The sequence below is a fragment of the Acinetobacter rongchengensis genome (assembly GCF_003611475.1).
Taxonomy (GTDB): Bacteria; Pseudomonadota; Gammaproteobacteria; order Pseudomonadales; family Moraxellaceae; genus Acinetobacter; species Acinetobacter rongchengensis.
In genome coordinates this window covers 195,491-215,418 of sequence record NZ_RAXT01000002.1, presented here as the reverse complement: position 1 = coordinate 215,418, position 19,928 = coordinate 195,491, and the positions used below count along the sequence as shown (strand labels likewise).

Sequence of the window (19,928 nt, the reverse complement as noted above, 5' to 3'; positions counted from 1 at the left end):
TGTTAATGTGAAGAAGGTGTTACATCACTGGGTGTAACACCTTTTTTATTGCATCATTATTCAAACAACGATTTAAAGGGTTAGTTGAATATCCTTTGAATTTCAGTCCCTTTAGGAATCAATCGAATATCCCATTGTGTGATAGCTTGAGCGAGCATTTTATGCGGCTGGTCGATCTCTATAGACGGTTGACCAAGCGCTGAAATCGCTTGTGAAAGCAATTCAGGTGCGTATTGAATATCAAGCGCCTGTGCAAGATTTTGCTTGGAGAGTTTCTGTCCTTGAGCATTCATGGCCAGTGGAAGGTGCATATATTCGAGTTGTGGATAGCCTAAAAGCTGTCCTAACCATATTTGACGTTCTGTATTATCTAATAGATCTGCACCACGCACGACATGGGTAATGCCTTGTAAATAATCATCAACCACAACAGCAAGTTGGTAGTTGATAATGCCATCACGTCGTTTAAGCACGAAATCACCCAAATCGGTGATTAGATTTGAACAATGCTGACCTTGTAGGCGGTCTTGAAAACAAATATTTTGATCTGAAACTTTGACTCGAATGGCTTGATTTGTGAAATCTAAATGTTTTTCCCGACAAGTTCCGAGATAGATATGATTTGAGCCAAGCATTTTACGTGTGCATTCACATGCATAAACCAATTGTTTTTGTTTGAGTTGTTCTATCGCTGCATGGTAAAGGTCTAAGCGATTTCTTTGATAAATAATTTCAACATCAGATTCAAATTCAAAGGCATCTAAGCATTTTAAAATATGTTGTTCACTATCAGGGTAGATACGCGGAATATCGGTATCTTCAATGCGAACGATCCATTTGCCTTGGTTGGCTTTGGCATCGCAATAACTGGCAACAGCAGTGATGAGTGAACCAAAGTGTAGTGGACCTGTGGGTGAAGGTGCAAATCTTCCTTTGTAAACCATTCTATCCCCCTCATTGTCGAAAGAAGGGGGTAGAGGATTTAATTAATAACGTCATTAACCGTTATTCTGCTTCTCTTTGATTTCTGCAAGTGTTTTACAGTCAATGCATAAAGTCGCTGTTGGACGTGCTTCTAAACGGCGTAAACCGATTTCGATACCACAGGTTTCACAGAAACCATAGTCATCATTTTTAATCGCTTCAATCGACTGTTCAATTTTGCGAATAAGTTTACGTTCACGATCACGAGTACGTAATTCAATCGCAAATTCTTCTTCTTGCGTTGCACGGTCATTTACATCGGGTAAAGAAGATGATTCATCTTGCATGGTATTCAAGGTACGATCCACTTCAGACATTAACTCTGCTTTCCACGCGAGCAAAATTTTGCGGAAATGTTCGAGTTGCCCTTCAGACATGTATTCTTCATTTTTCTTCGGCTGATAAGGCTCGATACCAAATAGACTTGCTGTAGTACCGTTGTCATTCGTCTTTGGCTTGGTTTTACGCACACGCTTTGCAGACTTGTCATCTGCTACTAGAGTTTGTTCATCCAAGATTTGATTTTGGTTGTCATTCGCCATAAAGGGCATTCCTCATCATATACGTACTGTTCTATACGTAAAAAATATGGTGATATGCAAGTATTTTTTATCACTACCAATAGAATGAATCCATTGGGGGCGTCATCATATAGATTTTTTTACAAAGATGAAAGTCATCTCACCCTTAATTCGACTTTCAGCATATCTCTATAGGTCGAATAACTTAATGGAAAAAAATAAAAATGAAAAGCTAATAACCCGAAATTTCTTCATTTATCGTAACTTTGAAGTGATCTAACCGATGAACGATGGTGTCAAATTCGCCATTGTTTTTTAAATGTAAGCAACGGTAACCAGGTGCAATAGCATCAAAAGCAAAATCTTGGCTGAGTGGCTTAAATTGCACGCAAGTGGCTGGTGTTGAAATAAATTGGATACCATTCCACTCATTTAATGATTCTTGATGCACATGACCATGAAGCACCATTTTGATATTTTTAAATGGCGCTAATATAGCTTTAAATGCTTCAGCATTTTTTAATTTATGCTGATCTAACCAAGCTGACTGCATATCGAATGGATGGTGATGACAAGCAAGTACCACATATTTATCTTGTTGTTGTTCTAAAATGTGCTTTAAATGCTGGAGTTGCTCAGTGGCAATCCATCCATCCGTTTGCCCAGCAATCACACTATTTAACAGCACGATTCGCCATTGACCCACTTCGATAACAGTAGGATGAGGCGCTGGCGTATGGAAAGGGAAGATCTCCAGATCGTCATGATTACCTGGAATATGATAAAAATCGACCGCAAATTTTTGCATATACGCTAAATAACGATGATATGTCGCAGGAACAGCAGCCTGTGCAAGATCCCCTGTATGTAAAAGAAGATCAATATTGGGATAGCGCTGCTGAATATCATTCATAATGGCGTGAAAGTTTTCTTCAGGCTTAATACCAACGAATTCTGCGTCGGGGTGATCCATCAGGTGAGTATCTGTGATTTGAATGAAGACGATATCTTTATTTATTGGATTCGACGATTGTTCTGATTGCATGCCTTTCCCCTAGACATTTTCTAATTGGTTTACATGTTGTTGTAGCCACTGTAAAGCCATAATGATTGGCGCATTACATAAACGATTACTTTGGAATAAAAGATTTAAGTCTGCGTATTGAATAATATGTAGTTTTATATTTTCGCCTTCGTCAGGCATACCGAAGACCCCGCCTTCAGATGGTAATTCTGCTTGAGCAACATAGAGATGAAAGATTTCATCACAAGCACCTGCAGAAGGGTAGAAACTGAATAGCAGTTCAAGCTGAGTTAACTCGCAACCCGACTCCTCGATACTTTCTCTTCGAATACAGCTTTCTGGAGACTCATTCCCATCCAAAACACCTGCAATAATTTCAAGTTGCCACGGCGACACTTGGTCATCGATTGCACCTACTCGGAATTGTTCAATCAAAGCAAATTTACGTTGTTTGTCATTATAAATGAGTACACCAGCAGCTTCTTTTCGACGAATGAGCTCACGCTGGATGACAGTCGTATATTTAGATTGATTAAACAAACGATGTCGCAAGCTAATTTTTTCAATCTGAACAAATCCTTGATAGGCAGATTCACGAGATTGAATTTCCACATCTTTATCAGAGTAGGTTGCTTGCTGAATGATATTCATGAGTAAAATTAGGATGAAACGTGTTCATTTCATCCTAACTGAGAAATGATTAAAGACAAATATATTTTTTCATCTTTACACTTTGTGGTACAACTTTTGTCCGTGTTCCTGATAAACGGATTTCATGGTTTTAAGACCATTTTCAATCATGGATTGGTTTTCTATCGCACTTTCTGCATTTTGCTGATTCTGTACCTGATTTTGTGCATAATCTCTGACATTCTGAGTAATTTTCATCGAACAGAATTTTGGACCACACATCGAACAGAAGTGTGCGGACTTGTGCGCCTCTTTAGGCATGGTTTCATCATGCATCGAACGAGAAGTATCAGGGTCTAAACTTAGATTAAATTGATCTTCCCAACGGAATTCAAAGCGTGCTTTGGAGAGCGCATTATCACGTACTTGAGCACCTGGATGACCTTTTGCCAAATCTGCTGCATGTGCCGCGATTTTATAGGTGATGATTCCGTCTTTGACATCTTTCTTATTGGGCAGTCCCAAATGCTCTTTTGGTGTGACATAGCACAACATGGCAGTGCCGTACCAACCAATCATTGCAGCACCAATCGCAGAGGTAATGTGATCATAACCTGGTGCGATATCTGTGGTTAAAGGGCCCAATGTATAAAATGGCGCTTCTTGGCAGACTTCAAGTTGCAGATCCATATTTTCTTTGATCATATGCATCGGTACATGTCCCGGCCCTTCGATCATCACTTGGACATCATGTTTCCAAGCACGATGAGTCAACTCACCCAAAGTACGTAATTCTGAAAATTGAGCTTCATCATTGGCATCTTGAATACAGCCCGGACGTAGACCATCACCGAGGCTGAATGACACATCATAAGCCTTCATAATTTCGCAGATTTCATCGAAATGGGTATAGAGGAAGTTTTCTTCGTGATGCGCTAAACACCATTGCGCCATGATTGAACCGCCACGAGAAACGATACCTGTCAGGCGATTGGCGGTCATTGGAACGTATCTTAAAAGTACACCTGCGTGAATGGTAAAGTAATCCACTCCTTGTTCAGCTTGTTCAATCAGCGTGTCTTTGAAAATTTCCCAAGTAAGGTTCTCAGCAACACCATCAACTTTCTCTAAAGCTTGATAAATTGGAACAGTGCCAATAGGCACAGGTGAGTTACGAATAATCCATTCACGTGTTTCATGGATGTTCTTACCTGTTGATAAATCCATGATGGTATCTGCACCCCAGCGTGTTGCCCATGTCATTTTGGCCACTTCTTCATCAATAGAAGAACCGAGTGCTGAGTTTCCGATATTGGCATTGATTTTCACCAAGAAATTACGTCCGATAATCATCGGTTCAATTTCAGGATGGTTAATATTGGCAGGAATAATCGCACGACCTTCAGCAACTTCTTTGCGCACAAATTCAGGCGTAATTTCCATGAGATTGCGAGCACCAAAGTTTTGACCTGCATGTTGACGCATGTCTACGCCTTCACGTTGACGCTGGTTTTCTCGAATCGCAATATATTCCATTTCAGGTGTGATGATACCTTGTTTGGCATAATGCATCTGCGTTACGTTCTGCCCCTGTTTGGCACGACGCGGTTTCTGAATATGCGCAAAACGAATGTCGGCAGTACGAATATCTTTTAGACGTTCCTGACCGAATTTTGAACTGAGCGTTGCTAAGCGTTCGGTATCGTTACGTTCAGCAATCCACGTTTCACGGACATTTGGCAGTCCTTTATTGAGATCAATTTCAACTTGAGGGTCGGTATAAACCCCCGATGTGTCATAGACCATCACTGGTGGATTTTGCTCACCACCTAAACCTGTTGGCGTATCTGTCAATGAGATTTCACGCATAGGCACTTGGATATCAGGGCGAGAACCTTGGATATAGACTTTTTGAGATGCAGGTAAAATTCGGGTGAGATCTTTGGCATCTTGCTCATGTTGAGCAGATAATTCATTTGAAGAGAGATTCGTTAATGGGTTCATTGCAATGATCCTTATGAATGATATCAACGAATCAAGCACGACCAAAAACGGTGGCAGATTGAATCTATTTTTTACCTTGTATGAGCCATTAAATGGCGAAGAATATTGGTGTATTTCTACGAAAATAGATCAATAAAAAGCGAAGAGTTTTTAGATGGCTTGATTCCTACGCAGGTCTTAACCTGATCAGGTTCAACGGTACTTGGGTTTAAGTTCATTCAATCGAGGAACTGACCCAATCTCAGCGAGGAATTACTCGCGCTCCGTCAAGCTATGCGGTAAATATTAACATATTCACCCTGAATTGGATTTGCAATTTGTATAATTTATCGTGGTATTCATATTCAAATGGATCAATCGCAGCGTTCGTTTAAATCGCTTGGACGTTGTTATTGTTATAGGGGATTGAATAAAGACAAATAAATAGGTTGAAAATCACTATATTGCGCTACATATCGCATCACTAAAACAATCTTTTTTAAGGTTTTTAAAATCAATCGGTTTTAAATTTAAAAACTGATTCAGTTGAGAAAGGGCGAGTAATTGTGGATGATTCTCCAGTTTAGTTTGCTCTTTTACGCTGAGTTGAATTTTTTGTCTGCGTTGTTCAGTTGACATATTGATAAATTGTTCAAATTTTTGAGCTTTTGTCGATAATGCACCATCGTCAGAGTCGGCTAAACGTTCAATGACCATCCAATTAGCGCTATCGACTTCATTGGCATTTTCAAAATTTAAAGAAATCGGGGAATTTTCTGGCCCTAGAAACAATAAACTTGTGTAGGCATTTTCAAGGAAATGGGCATCGCCAATATAAGGGCTTTCAGGATAGTTACGTGTATATTCCTGCCAAAAAATTGCTCTTTTGGCAATTTCTTCAGGATCAAGGTTGAGTTTCTGATTTTTAAACAGAGGTTGGGCATTTTGTTGTGCAAGATTTTCTATAAATTTTTGCTCAGGTTGATCTAAATATGGTGCAAAAACTTTGGCTAAATATTGCGGATTTCTTCGATAAGTGACTTTATTGTCCCCTTGATCAATCAATTCGATATAAGCCTGACCTTTATGACGTAGCAGATATTGGTCACGAATATTCAATTGTTCGAAATGGCTTTGCTGAATGGTAGGATAAGCAGATTGATCTAAAGCATAGGTTTGAAAAGCGTGTTGCTGTTCAGAAGTTCGATCCAACTGTAAGAATTGTTGATACATTTGTTTTGAAAGTTGCATCAATTCTTTCTGTTCAGCGGGTTTCATTAACGGTAAGCACAGACGAATATCTTGATTGACTTGCTCGATTGCCAAGGTTGTTCTTTGCGCATCCATTGCCATCATTTCTTTTTTTAAGTTTTGGCAAATTTGACCGAGATCGGGAACGGAATGTTCGCTTTGTTGAGGTTCTTTTGCTGCTTGCACGATATCTGCCGCAGGTTTTTCACAAGCGGTGAGTAAACTACTAAGTGCAATCAGGGTACAACAAAGAATAAGATGAGAAAGTTTGTAAGACAATTTCATTAGACGATCATTAAAAAAATTTACCCAATTCAGTACGGGGTTATTGTCGCTTAATCTCATCTAAACAAATGCTATGTTTTGTAGTTTTGTGATCATAAAACGTTAATACTTTAGTCGGGTGATGGCTCTACCAAAGGTAATTTATCATCATTTGATGATAAATTTATTGTATCGGTCAAAATTGGATGATGTTTTAAATAAGTGTTTTAGAGCATTTATCTAAGTCGAAGACCATTAAAAAAAGATTACAAATAAATGGGAGCATATCTATCGATGGTTGTGATTGCGACAGTTTATTTGTTTAGATGATTTAGATTGTTTGGTTAAGTTCAAGCCACTCTTTCTCGATTTTGAAGTACATCCATTTCTTGGAAAATGCTTTAAGCTTCATCTGAAAGAGAAATAGTTGTCATAAAAGATTCATAATTAGTATGGTTTAATATTAAATCTAAAAAAGCTTTTTGCTGTATGTGGAGTATCAGACTTTGAGCCCAAGTAATCCAGTGTTGACGCATCATATTTCTTCTCAATTTAATGAAGATTTGCAGGATGTAAATACCAAATTTATGACCATGGGTGGTCTGGTCGAACAGCAAGTTGCAAATGCCGTGCATGCGTTATTAGACACCAACGCCAATTTAGCAATTGATGTTCAATTTCAAGATAATACGGTTAACCGCTATGAACGTGAGATTGATGAAGCATTGACATTAATTCTTGCCCGACGCCATCCCGCTGCAATTGATTTACGTATGGTGATTGCCATGAGTAAGGCCAATACAGACTTAGAGCGTATTGGTGATGAAGCGGCAAAAATTGCACGAATTGCGCAAACGCTGTGTGAAGAGGGGGAGTCACCACGTGGCTATATGGAAACGCGTCATATTGGCAACCAAGTCCGTGTGATGATTCATGATGCTTTAGATGCATTTGCACGTGTGGATGCTGATCAAGCATTAAAAGTTTTATTGGCTGATGCAGATATTGATCGTGAATATCAGTCGGCAACACGTACTTTAATGACTTATATGATTGAAGATCCACGTCATATTAGTCGTGTAATTAATGTGATGTGGGTATTACGTTCTTTAGAGCGTATTGGTGATCATGCACGTAATATTTCTGAGCAAGTGATTTATATTGCGAAAGGTTTTGATGTACGCCATACCAGTGTCGAAGAAATTGAGCAAAAAGTTCAAAGTAAATAATTTAAAATTAATCATTCAAATCATAAAAGACCTGAATTTTTCAGGTCTTTTTTTGGCTTTTACTTGGATGTTTGAAGTGAAGTAAGCATTAAACTTGAGCGAGTGCTTGCTCTAAATCTGCAATTAAATCATCAATATGTTCAATACCTACTGACAAACGAACCATATCGATACTGACACCTGCTGACTTTAATTCATCTTCATTAAGCTGACGATGTGTGGTTGTCGCAGGGTGGCAAGCTAAGCTTTTCGCATCACCAATATTGACCAAACGTGTGAATAGCTGTAAAGCGTCAATAAAGCGCGTTCCGCCTTCAAGTCCATCTTGAACGCCGAAAGACAAAATTGCTGAAGGTTTTCCTTTGACATATTTTTGTGCCAAAGCATGTTGAGGATGATCTGTTAAACCTGCGTAATTGACCCATTTCACTTTTGGATGTTGTTGCAAATATTCAGCAACTTTTTGTGCGTTTTCAGTATGACGTTCCATACGTAGGCTTAAGGTTTCTAAACCTTGTAAAATTAAAAATACACTCAATGGGCTGATTGCTGCACCAGTATTACGCAGTGGAACCACACGTGCACGTGCGATATAAGCCGCTTCGCCTAAAGCTTCAACATAATTCACACCATGATAGCTTGGGTCAGGTGTATTTAAGACTTTAAAACGCTCAGGGTATTTACCCCAAGGGAATTTACCGCTATCGATGATCGCCCCGCCAATAGAATTGCCATGACCACCAATATATTTAGTGAGTGAGTGCACCACGATATCGGCACCATGCTCAAACGGTTTGAGTAGAGCAGGGGTTGCAACAGTATTATCGACAATTACAGGGATACCATATTCATGTGCAATTTTTGAAATGGCCTCTAGGTCAATGATATTACCCAATGGATTACCAATTGATTCTACAAAAACCAATTTGGTTTTTTCATCAATTAAACCACGTAAAGCTTCAGGATTTTGATAGTCAAAGAAACGAACCTCAATGCCCTGTTTAGGTAAAGTATGCGCAAATAAGTTGTATGTTCCGCCATATAAGGTTGAAACAGAGGCAATATTATCACCCGCTTCTGCAATGGTTTGAATGGAATAGGTGATTGCAGACATGCCCGAAGCCAAGGCCAATGCACCAATACCCCCTTCAAGTGCAGCTAAGCGTTGTTCAAGCACCGCAGTTGTGGGGTTCATGATACGAGTATAAATATTGCCTTGTACTTTTAAGTCAAACAGGTCTGCGCCATGTTGGGTATTATCAAATGCATAAGAAGTGGTTTGATAAATAGGTACGGCAACAGCTTTGGTGGTTGCTTCGGGGCTATAGCCTGCATGAATCGCAAGGGTTTCATCTTTATAAGTCATCTTTTTTCAGCTTTTTTGTTAAATTTCAAATGAGTGTATCAAATAAATATTTCAAGTAAACATTGGTTTATGTATTTTTAAATCATAAAAAATGATAAGCGTTGTTGTTTGGTATTTTAATAAAGCATTAAATTTGAGTACTTTTGCTCGAAACTGAGCTTTGTTGATATTGTCATTCGGATGTCATTTGTCCCGATTAATATAAGCAACTCAATAAACCATACAACAAACAAAAATGACGATGAAAATTGCAATAATGAAAAAAACGATTTTAACGCTGGCTTTATGTGCTTTGATGAGTCTAACTGGATGTTCAGATGATGATGACGCTCAATCTTCTACAAAAAACTTGAGTGAAACCATTGCTTTAGAGTTTGGTAATGAAGCGTGTTCGATGGGTGGTACACGTGTTCAAAGTGGCTTAGACAATAATCAAAATGCTAAACTCGAAGCCAACGAAATAACCAAAACAGAAGACAGTTGTAAAACGAATCTTTTCGCACAAGGTGTCGAACTTCCATTCACAGTATTGGGAAGAAATAATGCCAATGGAACAACCATTGATACTACTTTTGATATCCGTCAGGGTGGTTTCGGTTCAGATGTTGCAGCACATCCAAGCAATAAAAAGCAATTTTATGCCTTAACAGATCGTGGACCGAATGCTGATTTTAATGATGGTGTGCATGGGGCAGGCAAGATTTTTGCGATTGCTGATTATGTACCTAAAATTGGTTTGTTTGAGGTTCAAGACAACGGCACAGTGAAACTGGTTAAAACGACTTCTTTAAAAGACCGCAATGGTAAAGAGATCAGTGGGCTACCTAATAGCTCTGCTTTAGGTGGTACAGGTGAAACACCTTATGATATGAATGGTAAAGTGATTACTGTTGATTCAAGCAAACCTTTTGATGCAGTCAATAATCCAATCAAGTTAGATGATTATGGCTTAGACAGTGAGGGAATTGCAGCCTTAAAAGATGGCACTTTTTGGGTCAGTGATGAATATGGTCCACACATGGTGCACTATGATGCGAATGGTCAAGAAATTGGTCGTATTAACCCATTTAAGGCAGATAAGCGTAACAATTGGACATTACCAGCAGAATTCAGCTATCGCCGTGCAAACCGTGGTATGGAAGGTTTAACCATTACCCCAGACCAAAAAACGTTGGTGGGTATTATGCAATCCACTTTGAGTTTGCCCAATAAAAATGTCAATAAATCAACATTGACTCGTATTGTAACCCTCAATCTAGAAACAGGAAAAGTAGCGCAGTATTTGTATCAACAAGAAATAAAAGAGAATTCAAACTCTGCGATAGTGGCTTTAAGTGATACGCAATTTTTGGTTTTAGAACGTGATGGTTTATTTTATAAAGATTCAGCGAATGTTATGAAAAATGTCTATCGTATCGATCTTAGTAAAGCGACTAATTTAGAAAATATTCAAGAGCAAAATAATCTTAAACAAGATGAAAAATTAGGACTAACCATTGCTGGAAAGACTTTAGAAGAATACCAGCTTGAGCAAGGTTGGGATGCGCTCAAAGCCTTGAATATTGTACCTGCACCAAAGACGTTGGTGCTAGATATGGGTAAAGCTGTGAAATATCCACATGACAAAATGGAAGGTTTGTGGCTGATCAATCATACAACTTTAGGTATTTTAAATGATGACGATATGGGGCTGTGGTTTAACAGCAAAGGGATGGAACCCAAATACTTGGACGCTGCCCGAACTCGTATCGACATAAACACCTTGTATATTGTGGATAAATTAAATTTAAAAGCACCATAAGCCCATGATCTGCCACCAAAACGGTGGCTTTTTTATAACAATTTTCAAATTTTAAAAAGAAAAGCAGGATTGAAAATGAATAAAAGATTTCTTCTCATACTGTGCAGTGGTTTTGTCATTTCAAACACTTGGGCAGCACCACAAGTGACGTCACGTGAATATAAGTTGTTATTACAAGCCGATCAATTTAGTTATTCCAATGAATCGGCGAATGTAAATACTTATATACAGCAAGCTAAGAATATGATCGCTCAACAAACAGGTCGTAGTGTTTCGGGAAATTTAACACTAGATAAGCAACGTCAAATTCGCTTTTATGATTCTCCAAGTAGTTGCTTACTCAATAATATTGGCTACAGTTTTAGAGAGCGTATTGAAAATGGCACATCTGAAGTGACGCTTAAATTTAGAAGTTACGACCATTATCTGGCCGATTTTGCAGATTTAAGCAGTCCAACTTCAGGTGCAAAAACCAAACTTGAAGATGATATTACTCGAACAGCAACCCAAGGATTCTTGGTGGGCGCAAGTCAATCGACCACTGTTCCTAATACACGTACTTTGAATGACTTTTTAGACATTCATACACATTTTCCAAAGTTTAAAGAAAGTTTTGCAATCAGTGATAATCAGGCTTTAGCACTTGTAGGTGGTTTAACCATTTATGAACGAAGTTATAGTGGTGTGACCATTGATTTGGGGGAGTTTGATGCAGAGATGGATATGAGCTTATGGTACACACAAATGCCATATGCGGGTTTGAAACCTGCTGTGGTTGAAGTGTCTTTTAAATATCAAGATCCAAATGCAAACTATACCCATAAGGTCGTTCAGCGTGCTGCGATTAGCTTTTCCGCTTTGAAATCACTGTCGAATTACAATGCACCAAGTTCAACTCAAACCAAGACACAATTTGTTTATCAGTATCAACCCAATTTTTGTGCTTAATGCACTTTGAGATAAGCAAATGGTTGGTTTGTTATGCTTGGAAAATAGTCAAGAGATCTTTTTAAAATATCTTGATCAAATTGGGTGAATCTAAACAAAAATAGATAAATTCAGCGTATAATTATTGCCATTTATTTGTTCGCGTTTTGCGAATTTCTACTCATTATAGAGGAGTCCTACGTGGCCCAATATATTTACACGATGAACCGTGTGTCGAAAATGGTTCCGCCTAAGCGCGAAATCCTAAAAGACATCTCTTTATCATTCTTTCCAGGTGCAAAAATTGGTGTGCTTGGTTTAAACGGTGCAGGTAAGTCAACCTTGCTTCGTATTATGGCTGGCGTAGATAAAGATTTCTCAGGTGAAGCTCGTGCGCAACCAGGTATCAAAATCGGCTATTTAGAGCAAGAACCACCATTAGATCCAAATAAAGACGTTCGCGGTAACGTTGAAGATGGTTTACGTGAACCATTAGATGCATTGGCACGTTTGGATGAAGTTTTTGCTGAATATGCTGCTGAAGATGCAGACTTTGATGCGCTTGCGAAAGAGCAAGAAAAACTTGAAGCGATTATCCATTCTTGGGATGCACATAACTTAAGTAACCAAATGGATCAAGCCGCTGCTGCATTAAACCTTCCAGCTTGGGATGCAGATGTAAGCTTGCTTTCAGGTGGTGAACGCCGTCGTGTTGCATTGTGTCGTTTATTATTGTCTAAACCAGACATGTTACTTCTAGACGAACCGACAAACCATTTGGATGCAGAATCTGTATCTTGGTTAGAACGTTTCTTGAAAGATTTCCCTGGTACGATTGTTGCCATTACGCATGACCGTTATTTCTTGGATAACGTTGCTGAATGGATTCTTGAGCTTGACCGTGGCATGGGTATTCCATATCAAGGTAACTATTCTTCTTGGTTAGAACAAAAGAATGCACGTTTAGAGCAGGAACAGAAACAAGAAGAGTCTTTTGCTAAAGCATTGAAAAAAGAACTTGAATGGGTTCGTTCAAATGCCAAAGGTCAGCAAAAGAAAAACAAAGCGCGTATGGAGCGTTTTGAAGAACTTAACTCACGTGAGTTCCAACAACGTAACGAAACGTCTGAAATCTACATTCCACCTGGTCCACGCCTGGGCAATAAGGTTGTAGAAATTGAAGGTATCAGTAAATCATTTGACGGTCGTTTGTTGTATAAAGATTTAACTTTCACTGTTCCACCAACTGCGATTGTCGGTATTGTGGGGCCTAACGGTGCAGGTAAAACGACGCTATTCCGTATGATGACTGGCGAACAGCAACCTGATACAGGTACTGTGACCCTAGGTGAGTCAGTAAAAGTGGCTTATGTAGGACAGATCCGTGATACTTTGGATAACAACAAAACAGTTTGGGAAGAAGTTTCAGGCGGTTTAGATATCTTAAGAATCGGTGAATACGAAATCGCATCTCGTGCTTATATTGGGCGTTTTAACTTTAAAGGCCAAGATCAGCAGAAACGTGTAGGTGAGTTGTCAGGTGGTGAGCGTAACCGTTTACAACTTGCAAAAATCCTGCAAATGGGTGCAAACGTGATCTTACTCGATGAACCATCGAACGACTTGGATATTGAAACATTACGTGCGCTTGAGGATGCGATTCTTGTATTCCCAGGTACTGTCATGGTGGTATCGCATGACCGTTGGTTCCTTGACCGTATTGCGACTCATATCTTGTCATTTGAAAATGAACAGCCAGAATTCTACGAAGGTAACTATGCTGAATATGAAGCATACCGCCAATCTCGTTTAGGTGATGATGCTGTACAAAAACGTACAAAGTATAAAAAAATTGGCGGTTAATCGCTGATTTAAAGTAAAACCAGCTTTTGGGCTAATACTGGTCAGTGAAGAGTAATTTAGTCGTTACTCATTTAAGAATCTTCCCTAACCCCTCTTTAAAAAAGAGGGGGAACGATTGAGAATTTAAAATAATTTTAGATTCTTGATGCGCCCTCCTTTGAAAAAGGTGAGGATTTAAAAAGACTTAACTGACTAGAATTAAGCTTTCGAGCTGGTTTTTTATTGCCTAAAGAAAGGTAAAGCGTTGAGTTGGTTCTGAGCCTCAACATGACCTTGGTTCGCTGCTAAAACGAGCCATTTTTGTGCTTTTAAAATATTGCTGTCTAAGCCTAACTGCCCATGTAAATACAGCATTCCCAATTTATATTGTGCTCGGCTATAACCTTTTAATGCTGCATGCAAAAAAAACCAAATAGCGTTTCTTTGGTAATGATGCAGTTGTTGATTAAACGCATTTTCAATACCAACACGATATCTTTGATTGGCCGCTAAATGTTCATAAGCTGTCGCCCGATGGTAGGTATTTTGAACTTCTGAAACCATAAAGGTATGATTATTCACATAATGTTGTAAAGGCATTATTGATTTCCATATCATCCGAATTATTTTTATTAAATTCATTTCCCTCTACTCACTCTATTGCTAATAAAGCTTTCATTTCTAAGATTAAAATAAATAAATAGAATAAGAAATACTCTAATTCTGAGATTGATAAAAATAGTCCACTAAAAATGAGATATTTATCATTTATTATAAACTTATTGTTAATTTGTTTACATAAAAATAATAATTTTGTAATTTTAGCAAAGTAAAAGGTGAAACATTTTCATTAAATTGACATTTTATTTTAAAAAATATTTAACATGGCTTCATAGTTGCTTGTTGAATTCTTGAATTAAAGAATAAATCGATAGCAGAATTTTCTATGCATATTAATGTGTTGTTGCAACACACTAAGATATATTTTAGCTCAATAAAAAAGAGTGTTATTTCAACACTCTTTGAGTCGATCAGTATTTATTTACCAATCAAAGACGCATTTCAATGCCTTGATCTGCTAAATATTGTTTTGCTTCTGGAATGGTGTATTGTCCAAAGTGGAAAATAGAGGCTGCAAGAACAGCATCTGCACCGCCTTTTAAGATACCATCTGCCAAATGTTGTAAATTCCCGACGCCACCAGAGGCAATCGTTGGAATGGTGACACGCTCATTGATTTGGCGCATTAATTCGATGTCATAGCCTGCTTTGGTGCCATCAGCATCCATTGAGGTAATTAACAGTTCGCCTGCACCGAAGTCTGCCATTTTGACAGCCCAATCAATCGCATCGATCCCTGTCGGTTTACGACCACCGTGGGTGAAAATTTCCCACTTGTTCTCTGCCGTTTTTTTCGCATCAATTGCAACCACGATGCATTGTGCACCGAAACGTTGTGAAGCTTCTTGTACAAACTCAGGATTAAAGACTGCAGCAGAGTTAATGCTGACTTTATCTGCGCCTGCATTTAACAGTAGGCGAATGTCTTCAACTTTGCGAACCCCACCACCGACAGTCAAAGGAACGAATACACTTTCAGCCATACGCTCTACAGTGCGATAGGTTGTGTCTCGTTCACCTGAGGTTGCAGTGATATCTAAAAAGGTAATTTCATCAGCACCTTGTTCATTATAACGGCGTGCAACTTCTACGGGGTCGCCTGCATCACGAATATCAAGGAACTGAACACCTTTGACTACACGCCCATTATCTACATCTAGGCAAGGAATAATACGTTTAGCAAGCATAATTTTTTCCAAAAATAACAGCCGATTATGAAACTGAGCGATGTTGGTGCTACACCTCGCGAGTCAGAGAGGGTATTCTATCAAACTTATGTAAGTTTTTTCGCAGGTTTTATATGTCGGTTTATACCACTTTGAGTTTAAAGGAAGTTCAAGCCTTTGCAGCAGCTTATGGATTAGAGGTGATTGAGCTGAATCCAATTCAAGGAGGTATTCAAAATACCAATTATTTTATTGTTTGTGCAGATGGATCACAGTTTGTTTTAACACTGTTTGAAAATATGGACATGCAAGCAGCAGCGGAATTGATTCCAGTTTTAGAGTATTTAGGACAACAGGGCTTAGCTGTACCAGTACCATTAAAATATAGTGGGCAATCTATTCACACATTGAAAGATAAGCCTGCACAAATTGCCCCACGCATGTTAGGACAACATCCTATGCCGTCGACAATTGAGCAAGTTGAGCAAATTGCAATTGCGCAGGCTCAAATGCATGTGGCTTTGCAAGATTTTCCATTGGAACGCAAAGTGGCACGTGATCATGCCTATTGGTATAACGTTGCGAAACAAATTAAACCGACTTTAAATGCTGCAGACACCGCATTACTCAACAATCTTTTAGGTTTGTATGAGGCCTTGACTGCAATGTATCCAAATCGCCCTAAAGGTTTCATTCACTCTGACTTGTTCCGTGACAATACTTTATTTGAAGGCAATACACTCAAAGGTATTCTTGATTTTTATGAAATGAATCGAGATGAATTACTGTTTGATATTGCGATTACACTCAATGATTTTTGCACAGAATATCCCGAAGTGACTTTGAATGAAGCTAAAGCAACGGCTTTTTTAAATGCATATTCATCAGTCCGTCCGTTAACTGAAGATGAGAAGTCTTGTTTGGAGTTGTATTTAGCGATGGCTGCTGGGCGTTTTTGGATGATGCGTTTGCAAGTGGCTCAAATGAATCAAGCAGAAGGACGTACAGGGGATGATATTTTGCAGAAAAATCCTTTAGAAATGCGTGATATGCTGGTAGAAAGATTAAAGTTTGTAACGGCTTAATAGCTTATGACTTCTTTTATTTATAGCGATTGTTATATGCAGCAATCTATGTATAAACAATAAAAATAGATCAAAGAAGTCAAAATAATTTGGGATAAATAAATGCGTGATCAAGGTCGTTTGGTGGAGTGGTTTGATGATAAAGGCTATGGCTTTATCCAGCCCAATGATGAAACTAAAGATCGTGTATTTTTACACATCAAAGACTTTGCACAGAAAGGGCCACGCCCGCTTGTCGGTTGCGCACTGGAATATGTGGTGCAACTGGATGGACACGGACGCTTTAAAGCAAAGCAAGTGACTTATTTAAAAGCCAATCAGGCAAAGAAATTATCCAAAGCATCGAACCGCGTAGATACACAATCATCATCAAAATTACAGCCCATGCAGATTTTGTGTGTGATTTATATTATTGCTTTGGGCATTTTGACTGCTACTGGTTTGCTGAATAGTCTAGCATTACTTTTTATCAGTATTATCAATGTGATGACTTACTGGTTTTATGCTCAAGACAAAGAAGCAGCACAGCTTGATCAACGTCGCGTACCAGAGAATACCTTACATGTCCTTGCCTTTTTAGGCGGGTGGCCTGCAGCGTGGTTAGCTCAACAACGTTTACGACATAAAACACAAAAACAACCTTTTAGAAAGGTATATTTCTGTACTATATTCTTTAATATTTTATTGATTTTATGGCTAATTTCTCCTTTAAATGTATTTAGAGCTTAAAGGCAAATAACGTATTACTCGAGGAATGAGAATGAATAATGATGTTGATCCAAACAACAGTAAATCACTGACTTTAATTTTATATATTCTTTATATTGTTGCGATTTTTTCGGGTGGAATATTCGCCATTGTGGCTTTAGTGATTAACTATGTGAAATTAGACTCGGTACGAGGCACTATTTTTGAAAGTCATTTTAGATGGCAAATACGCACTTTTTGGTGGTATTTAATTTGGACATTGCTGGCATTTGTACCATTCCTTTTCTTATTTTTCACCATGGATAATGCCAATGCTTTTGCAGGGGTTGCCGTGAGTGCAACGATATTCTGCGTTGCAGTCTTATTTATTTCATGGGTATGGATTGTATATCGTGCCATTCGAGGCATTATTGCTTTGAATGATAATCAGCCTGTACCGCTATAGCGGGTGCTCTTTTGATTAAAATCAGTGGCTTGTATGCAGGTCCGAACAGTGTCATGTAAATGAGATGATCTTGTGTTTGAATAGATGATAAATGTTCATAAAAGGTGAAAAATATGGTGATTGAACAGGCTCTATTTCACATCATTGATGGTCAGCAGATGGCTTTTGAAAAGAAATTTTATGAATTATCCGATATTTTTAGAAATGCGCAGGGTTGTGAAAAGTTTAAACTGATTCGTGGAATTGAAAATCCACAGAATTATGTTTTACAAATTTACTGGACTGATTTGGCAACACATATAGATGTTTTTATGAAAACAGATGAATTTAGACATTGGTTTATTGCCATGAAACCATTCTTAGCCCGTAAGATCGACATGCAACATTACGAAAGCACACTGGTTTAATCAAGGTATGTCACTCATGATCAAAACGGGATTAAGTGAATACCATTACAGTGGTCGCTAGAAACTAAAAAAGAGAACATGACGTTCTCTTTTTTATTTGATTGAAATGGTGAGTTTAGGGTTTAAAAACTTTGCTCATCCAATAACAATTGCGCTTCGCGAAGGTTTAAAGTCCCTTCATAGATTGCACGACCTGTAATCGCACCTAAAATACCGTGTTGACCTTTCAAGTTACGTACATCATCAAGATTGGTTACGCCACCAGAAGCAATCACGGGTAATCCTGAATATTGAGCAAGATGCACAGTTTGCTCAACATTAACACCTTGCATCATGCCATCACGTGCAATATCGGTATAGACAATGCTAGACACACCTGCATCGGCAAAACGTTTTGCCAAATCCGTTGCTTTTACATCAGTGACATTGGCCCAACCATCTGTTGCGACGAAACCATTCATCGCATCGATACCGACAATGATATGTCCTGCGAATTTTTTACATGCTTCTTCAACAAATTCAGGTTCTTTGACTGCTTTTGTACCAATAATCACAAAAGAAACACCCGCTTCAAGGTAGTGCTCAATGGTTTCTAAAGAACGAATACCACCACCAATTTGAATTGGAAGCTCAGGTTGCGCTTTTGCAATCGCTTCTACCACAGGTTTATGGATCGGCGTACCTGCGAAAGCACCATTTAAATCCACTAGATGCAAACGACGAGCACCCTCATTTACCCAATGCTGTGCGGTTGCCACAGGATCATCAGAAAATACGGTATCGTCTTCCATACGACCTTGTTTTAAACGGACACATTTGCCGTCTTTTAGGTCAATTGCAGGAATGATCAGCATGCTTTCGCTCCTTGCCTAATCTCATGAGAATTCATTGTGGCCCATCTTAGCAAAGTATTGATCAATTTCTAAGTGTCAGTTGTTGCTTTTATTAGGATGAATTCCCAATTTAAGCGCATTATTTTCAATGGTTTTGGAGAGTAAACCTAAACGAAGCAGCTCCTCAAAAATTAAAACAGGTGCATAAGCATCGGCAGCAGCATATTCAATCTGTTGTTGGGTTAGGGTTTTTCGTGCCCAATTTGAAGTGCTGATAGATTTACTTTTAGGAAAATTAATTTGAAATAACAAAGCCATGGCATTTTTAATACCGACTGGATTGTTGAGTCCAAAACTTGAAAAGCTTTTAGACAGTTCAATAATATTATTCAGTTCAATGTCTTTTTTTCGAAACAAATGCGCATCGTTTTTTAAACCAAAACCCACTTTGATTTGGTCTTTATTTTCAAATACAGGTTTTAAAAAAACTAGAATTTCGGTCGATACTTGAAATAAGTAAGCTTTTTCGCGAGTTGCGAGCTGAATAAGATGAGGGCCTGTTTGAACTTCGCCTTTGCTAAATGTTGGCTTCGACTCAGTATCAAAACCTAATAAAGGTGCAGTTTTTAAAGTATTTTCAATGCTTTTGCATTGTTGGAGTGAGTTGATCACCACAATATTTTCAAGAGAAAGATTTTTAAAACGAGGAAATGTCAGAATTTGCTCTTTGCTTGGAACGGGTTGAATAGAGTGATCCACGATCTTTCAGCATTAAAAAATTAATCATTTTGTTATAACAAACTTTGGACAAAGGTGATAGTTTTGTGGGATGAAAAAAGAG

Annotated in this window: 19 protein-coding genes and 1 riboswitch; of the genes, 8 read left to right on the top strand and 11 right to left on the bottom strand. The window is 38.5% G+C overall.

The annotated features are described in order from the left end of the window. Positions 1-80: 80 nt before the first annotated feature. The 6 genes from gluQRS to D7V20_RS02350 all read right to left on the bottom strand — a co-directional run bounded on the left by gluQRS (position 81) and on the right by D7V20_RS02350 (position 6,678). Positions 81-944 (bottom strand): tRNA glutamyl-Q(34) synthetase GluQRS, encoded by an 864-nt coding sequence (gluQRS, locus tag D7V20_RS02375; protein ID WP_120382738.1) that lies wholly within the window; start codon positions 942-944, stop codon positions 81-83. Positions 945-998: 54 nt separating this feature from the next. Then, a complete protein-coding gene (gene dksA / locus D7V20_RS02370; RefSeq protein WP_120382737.1) occupies positions 999-1,526 on the bottom strand; it encodes an RNA polymerase-binding protein DksA in 528 nt (175 codons plus the stop codon). Positions 1,527-1,737: 211 nt separating this feature from the next. Further along, a complete protein-coding gene (gene cpdA / locus D7V20_RS02365; RefSeq protein WP_120382736.1) occupies positions 1,738-2,550 on the bottom strand; it encodes a 3',5'-cyclic-AMP phosphodiesterase in 813 nt (270 codons plus the stop codon). A gap of 9 nt (positions 2,551-2,559) precedes the next feature. Next, complete coding sequence (locus D7V20_RS02360; RefSeq protein ID WP_120382735.1) at positions 2,560-3,180, bottom strand: NUDIX domain-containing protein; 621 nt, start codon at positions 3,178-3,180, stop codon at positions 2,560-2,562. A 75-nt stretch (positions 3,181-3,255) separates the two neighbouring features. Then, positions 3,256-5,163: a phosphomethylpyrimidine synthase ThiC gene (gene thiC / locus D7V20_RS02355; protein ID WP_120382734.1), complete on the bottom strand. Its 1,908-nt coding sequence runs from the start codon at positions 5,161-5,163 to the stop codon at positions 3,256-3,258. A gap of 146 nt (positions 5,164-5,309) precedes the next feature. After that, positions 5,310-5,439: riboswitch (TPP riboswitch) on the bottom strand. 162 nt (positions 5,440-5,601) lie between these two features. Continuing rightward, positions 5,602-6,678, bottom strand: coding sequence for a hypothetical protein (locus D7V20_RS02350; RefSeq protein WP_120382733.1), 1,077 nt, complete (start codon positions 6,676-6,678; stop codon positions 5,602-5,604). A gap of 485 nt (positions 6,679-7,163) precedes the next feature. On the opposite strand from D7V20_RS02350, the gene phoU reads away from it, so the two are divergent. Next, on the top strand, positions 7,164-7,886 hold the full coding sequence (gene phoU, locus D7V20_RS02345) for a phosphate signaling complex protein PhoU (RefSeq protein ID WP_089605250.1): 723 nt from the start codon (positions 7,164-7,166) through the stop codon (positions 7,884-7,886). An 88-nt stretch (positions 7,887-7,974) separates the two neighbouring features. Here the strand turns inward: phoU and D7V20_RS02340 are convergent, their stop codons facing one another. Further along, positions 7,975-9,252, bottom strand: a complete 1,278-nt coding sequence (locus D7V20_RS02340; RefSeq protein WP_120382732.1) for an O-acetylhomoserine aminocarboxypropyltransferase/cysteine synthase family protein — start codon at positions 9,250-9,252, stop codon at positions 7,975-7,977. 256 nt (positions 9,253-9,508) lie between these two features. On the opposite strand from D7V20_RS02340, the gene D7V20_RS02335 reads away from it, so the two are divergent. From D7V20_RS02335 to ettA, 3 genes are all read left to right on the top strand, one after another. Continuing rightward, complete coding sequence (locus tag D7V20_RS02335; protein ID WP_120382771.1) at positions 9,509-11,053, top strand: esterase-like activity of phytase family protein; 1,545 nt, start codon at positions 9,509-9,511, stop codon at positions 11,051-11,053. A 75-nt stretch (positions 11,054-11,128) separates the two neighbouring features. Beyond that, positions 11,129-12,001, top strand: coding sequence for a hypothetical protein (locus tag D7V20_RS02330; protein ID WP_120382731.1), 873 nt, complete (start codon positions 11,129-11,131; stop codon positions 11,999-12,001). 180 nt (positions 12,002-12,181) lie between these two features. Continuing rightward, the gene (gene ettA / locus D7V20_RS02325; protein ID WP_120382730.1) at positions 12,182-13,843 is read left to right on the top strand and encodes an energy-dependent translational throttle protein EttA; all 1,662 of its coding nucleotides are present in this window, start codon (positions 12,182-12,184) and stop codon (positions 13,841-13,843) included. 219 nt (positions 13,844-14,062) lie between these two features. On the opposite strand, the gene D7V20_RS02320 is transcribed toward ettA, so the two are convergent. Both D7V20_RS02320 and hisF read right to left on the bottom strand, forming a co-directional pair. Further along, positions 14,063-14,422: an SEL1-like repeat protein gene (locus tag D7V20_RS02320; RefSeq protein ID WP_171407729.1), complete on the bottom strand. Its 360-nt coding sequence runs from the start codon at positions 14,420-14,422 to the stop codon at positions 14,063-14,065. A gap of 449 nt (positions 14,423-14,871) precedes the next feature. Beyond that, on the bottom strand, positions 14,872-15,630 hold the full coding sequence (hisF, locus tag D7V20_RS02315; RefSeq protein WP_120382728.1) for an imidazole glycerol phosphate synthase subunit HisF: 759 nt from the start codon (positions 15,628-15,630) through the stop codon (positions 14,872-14,874). Positions 15,631-15,743: 113 nt separating this feature from the next. Here hisF and D7V20_RS02310 point away from each other — a divergent pair, with 113 nt between their 5' ends. From D7V20_RS02310 to D7V20_RS02295, 4 genes are all read left to right on the top strand, one after another. Next, on the top strand, positions 15,744-16,694 hold the full coding sequence (locus D7V20_RS02310; RefSeq protein ID WP_120382727.1) for a homoserine kinase: 951 nt from the start codon (positions 15,744-15,746) through the stop codon (positions 16,692-16,694). Positions 16,695-16,796: 102 nt separating this feature from the next. After that, the gene (locus D7V20_RS02305; protein ID WP_120382726.1) at positions 16,797-17,423 is read left to right on the top strand and encodes a DUF1294 domain-containing protein; all 627 of its coding nucleotides are present in this window, start codon (positions 16,797-16,799) and stop codon (positions 17,421-17,423) included. A 31-nt stretch (positions 17,424-17,454) separates the two neighbouring features. After that, positions 17,455-17,847 (top strand): DUF4870 family protein, encoded by a 393-nt coding sequence (locus tag D7V20_RS02300; RefSeq protein WP_120382725.1) that lies wholly within the window; start codon positions 17,455-17,457, stop codon positions 17,845-17,847. A 113-nt stretch (positions 17,848-17,960) separates the two neighbouring features. Then, complete coding sequence (locus D7V20_RS02295) at positions 17,961-18,254, top strand: antibiotic biosynthesis monooxygenase family protein (RefSeq protein WP_120382724.1); 294 nt, start codon at positions 17,961-17,963, stop codon at positions 18,252-18,254. 122 nt (positions 18,255-18,376) lie between these two features. On the opposite strand, the gene hisA is transcribed toward D7V20_RS02295, so the two are convergent. Next, entirely contained in the window at positions 18,377-19,108 is a 732-nt protein-coding gene (hisA, locus tag D7V20_RS02290; RefSeq protein WP_120382723.1) for a 1-(5-phosphoribosyl)-5-[(5-phosphoribosylamino)methylideneamino]imidazole-4-carboxamide isomerase, read from the bottom strand. 75 nt (positions 19,109-19,183) lie between these two features. After that, entirely contained in the window at positions 19,184-19,846 is a 663-nt protein-coding gene (locus D7V20_RS02285) for a 3'-5' exonuclease (protein ID WP_120382722.1), read from the bottom strand. Between the last annotated feature and the right edge of the window lie 82 nt (positions 19,847-19,928).

What these genes read in the sequence shown, in the direction of transcription:
- D7V20_RS02330 (WP_120382731.1), top strand. Translation starts at nt 11,129, where the DNA reads ATGAATAAAAGATTTCTTCTCATACTGTGCAGTGGTTTTGTCATTTCA.
- hisA (WP_120382723.1), bottom strand. Translation starts at nt 19,108, where the DNA reads ATGCTGATCATTCCTGCAATTGACCTAAAAGACGGCAAATGTGTCCGT.
- D7V20_RS02295 (WP_120382724.1), top strand. Translation starts at nt 17,961, where the DNA reads ATGGTGATTGAACAGGCTCTATTTCACATCATTGATGGTCAGCAGATG.
- D7V20_RS02335 (WP_120382771.1), top strand. Translation starts at nt 9,509, where the DNA reads ATGAAAAAAACGATTTTAACGCTGGCTTTATGTGCTTTGATGAGTCTA.
- D7V20_RS02320 (WP_171407729.1), bottom strand. Translation starts at nt 14,422, where the DNA reads ATGCCTTTACAACATTATGTGAATAATCATACCTTTATGGTTTCAGAA.
- D7V20_RS02350 (WP_120382733.1), bottom strand. Translation starts at nt 6,678, where the DNA reads ATGAAATTGTCTTACAAACTTTCTCATCTTATTCTTTGTTGTACCCTG.
- hisF (WP_120382728.1), bottom strand. Translation starts at nt 15,630, where the DNA reads ATGCTTGCTAAACGTATTATTCCTTGCCTAGATGTAGATAATGGGCGT.
- D7V20_RS02340 (WP_120382732.1), bottom strand. Translation starts at nt 9,252, where the DNA reads ATGACTTATAAAGATGAAACCCTTGCGATTCATGCAGGCTATAGCCCC.
- thiC (WP_120382734.1), bottom strand. Translation starts at nt 5,163, where the DNA reads ATGAACCCATTAACGAATCTCTCTTCAAATGAATTATCTGCTCAACAT.
- D7V20_RS02360 (WP_120382735.1), bottom strand. Translation starts at nt 3,180, where the DNA reads ATGAATATCATTCAGCAAGCAACCTACTCTGATAAAGATGTGGAAATT.
- dksA (WP_120382737.1), bottom strand. Translation starts at nt 1,526, where the DNA reads ATGGCGAATGACAACCAAAATCAAATCTTGGATGAACAAACTCTAGTA.
- D7V20_RS02310 (WP_120382727.1), top strand. Translation starts at nt 15,744, where the DNA reads ATGTCGGTTTATACCACTTTGAGTTTAAAGGAAGTTCAAGCCTTTGCA.
- D7V20_RS02305 (WP_120382726.1), top strand. Translation starts at nt 16,797, where the DNA reads ATGCGTGATCAAGGTCGTTTGGTGGAGTGGTTTGATGATAAAGGCTAT.
- D7V20_RS02300 (WP_120382725.1), top strand. Translation starts at nt 17,455, where the DNA reads ATGAATAATGATGTTGATCCAAACAACAGTAAATCACTGACTTTAATT.
- cpdA (WP_120382736.1), bottom strand. Translation starts at nt 2,550, where the DNA reads ATGCAATCAGAACAATCGTCGAATCCAATAAATAAAGATATCGTCTTC.
- gluQRS (WP_120382738.1), bottom strand. Translation starts at nt 944, where the DNA reads ATGGTTTACAAAGGAAGATTTGCACCTTCACCCACAGGTCCACTACAC.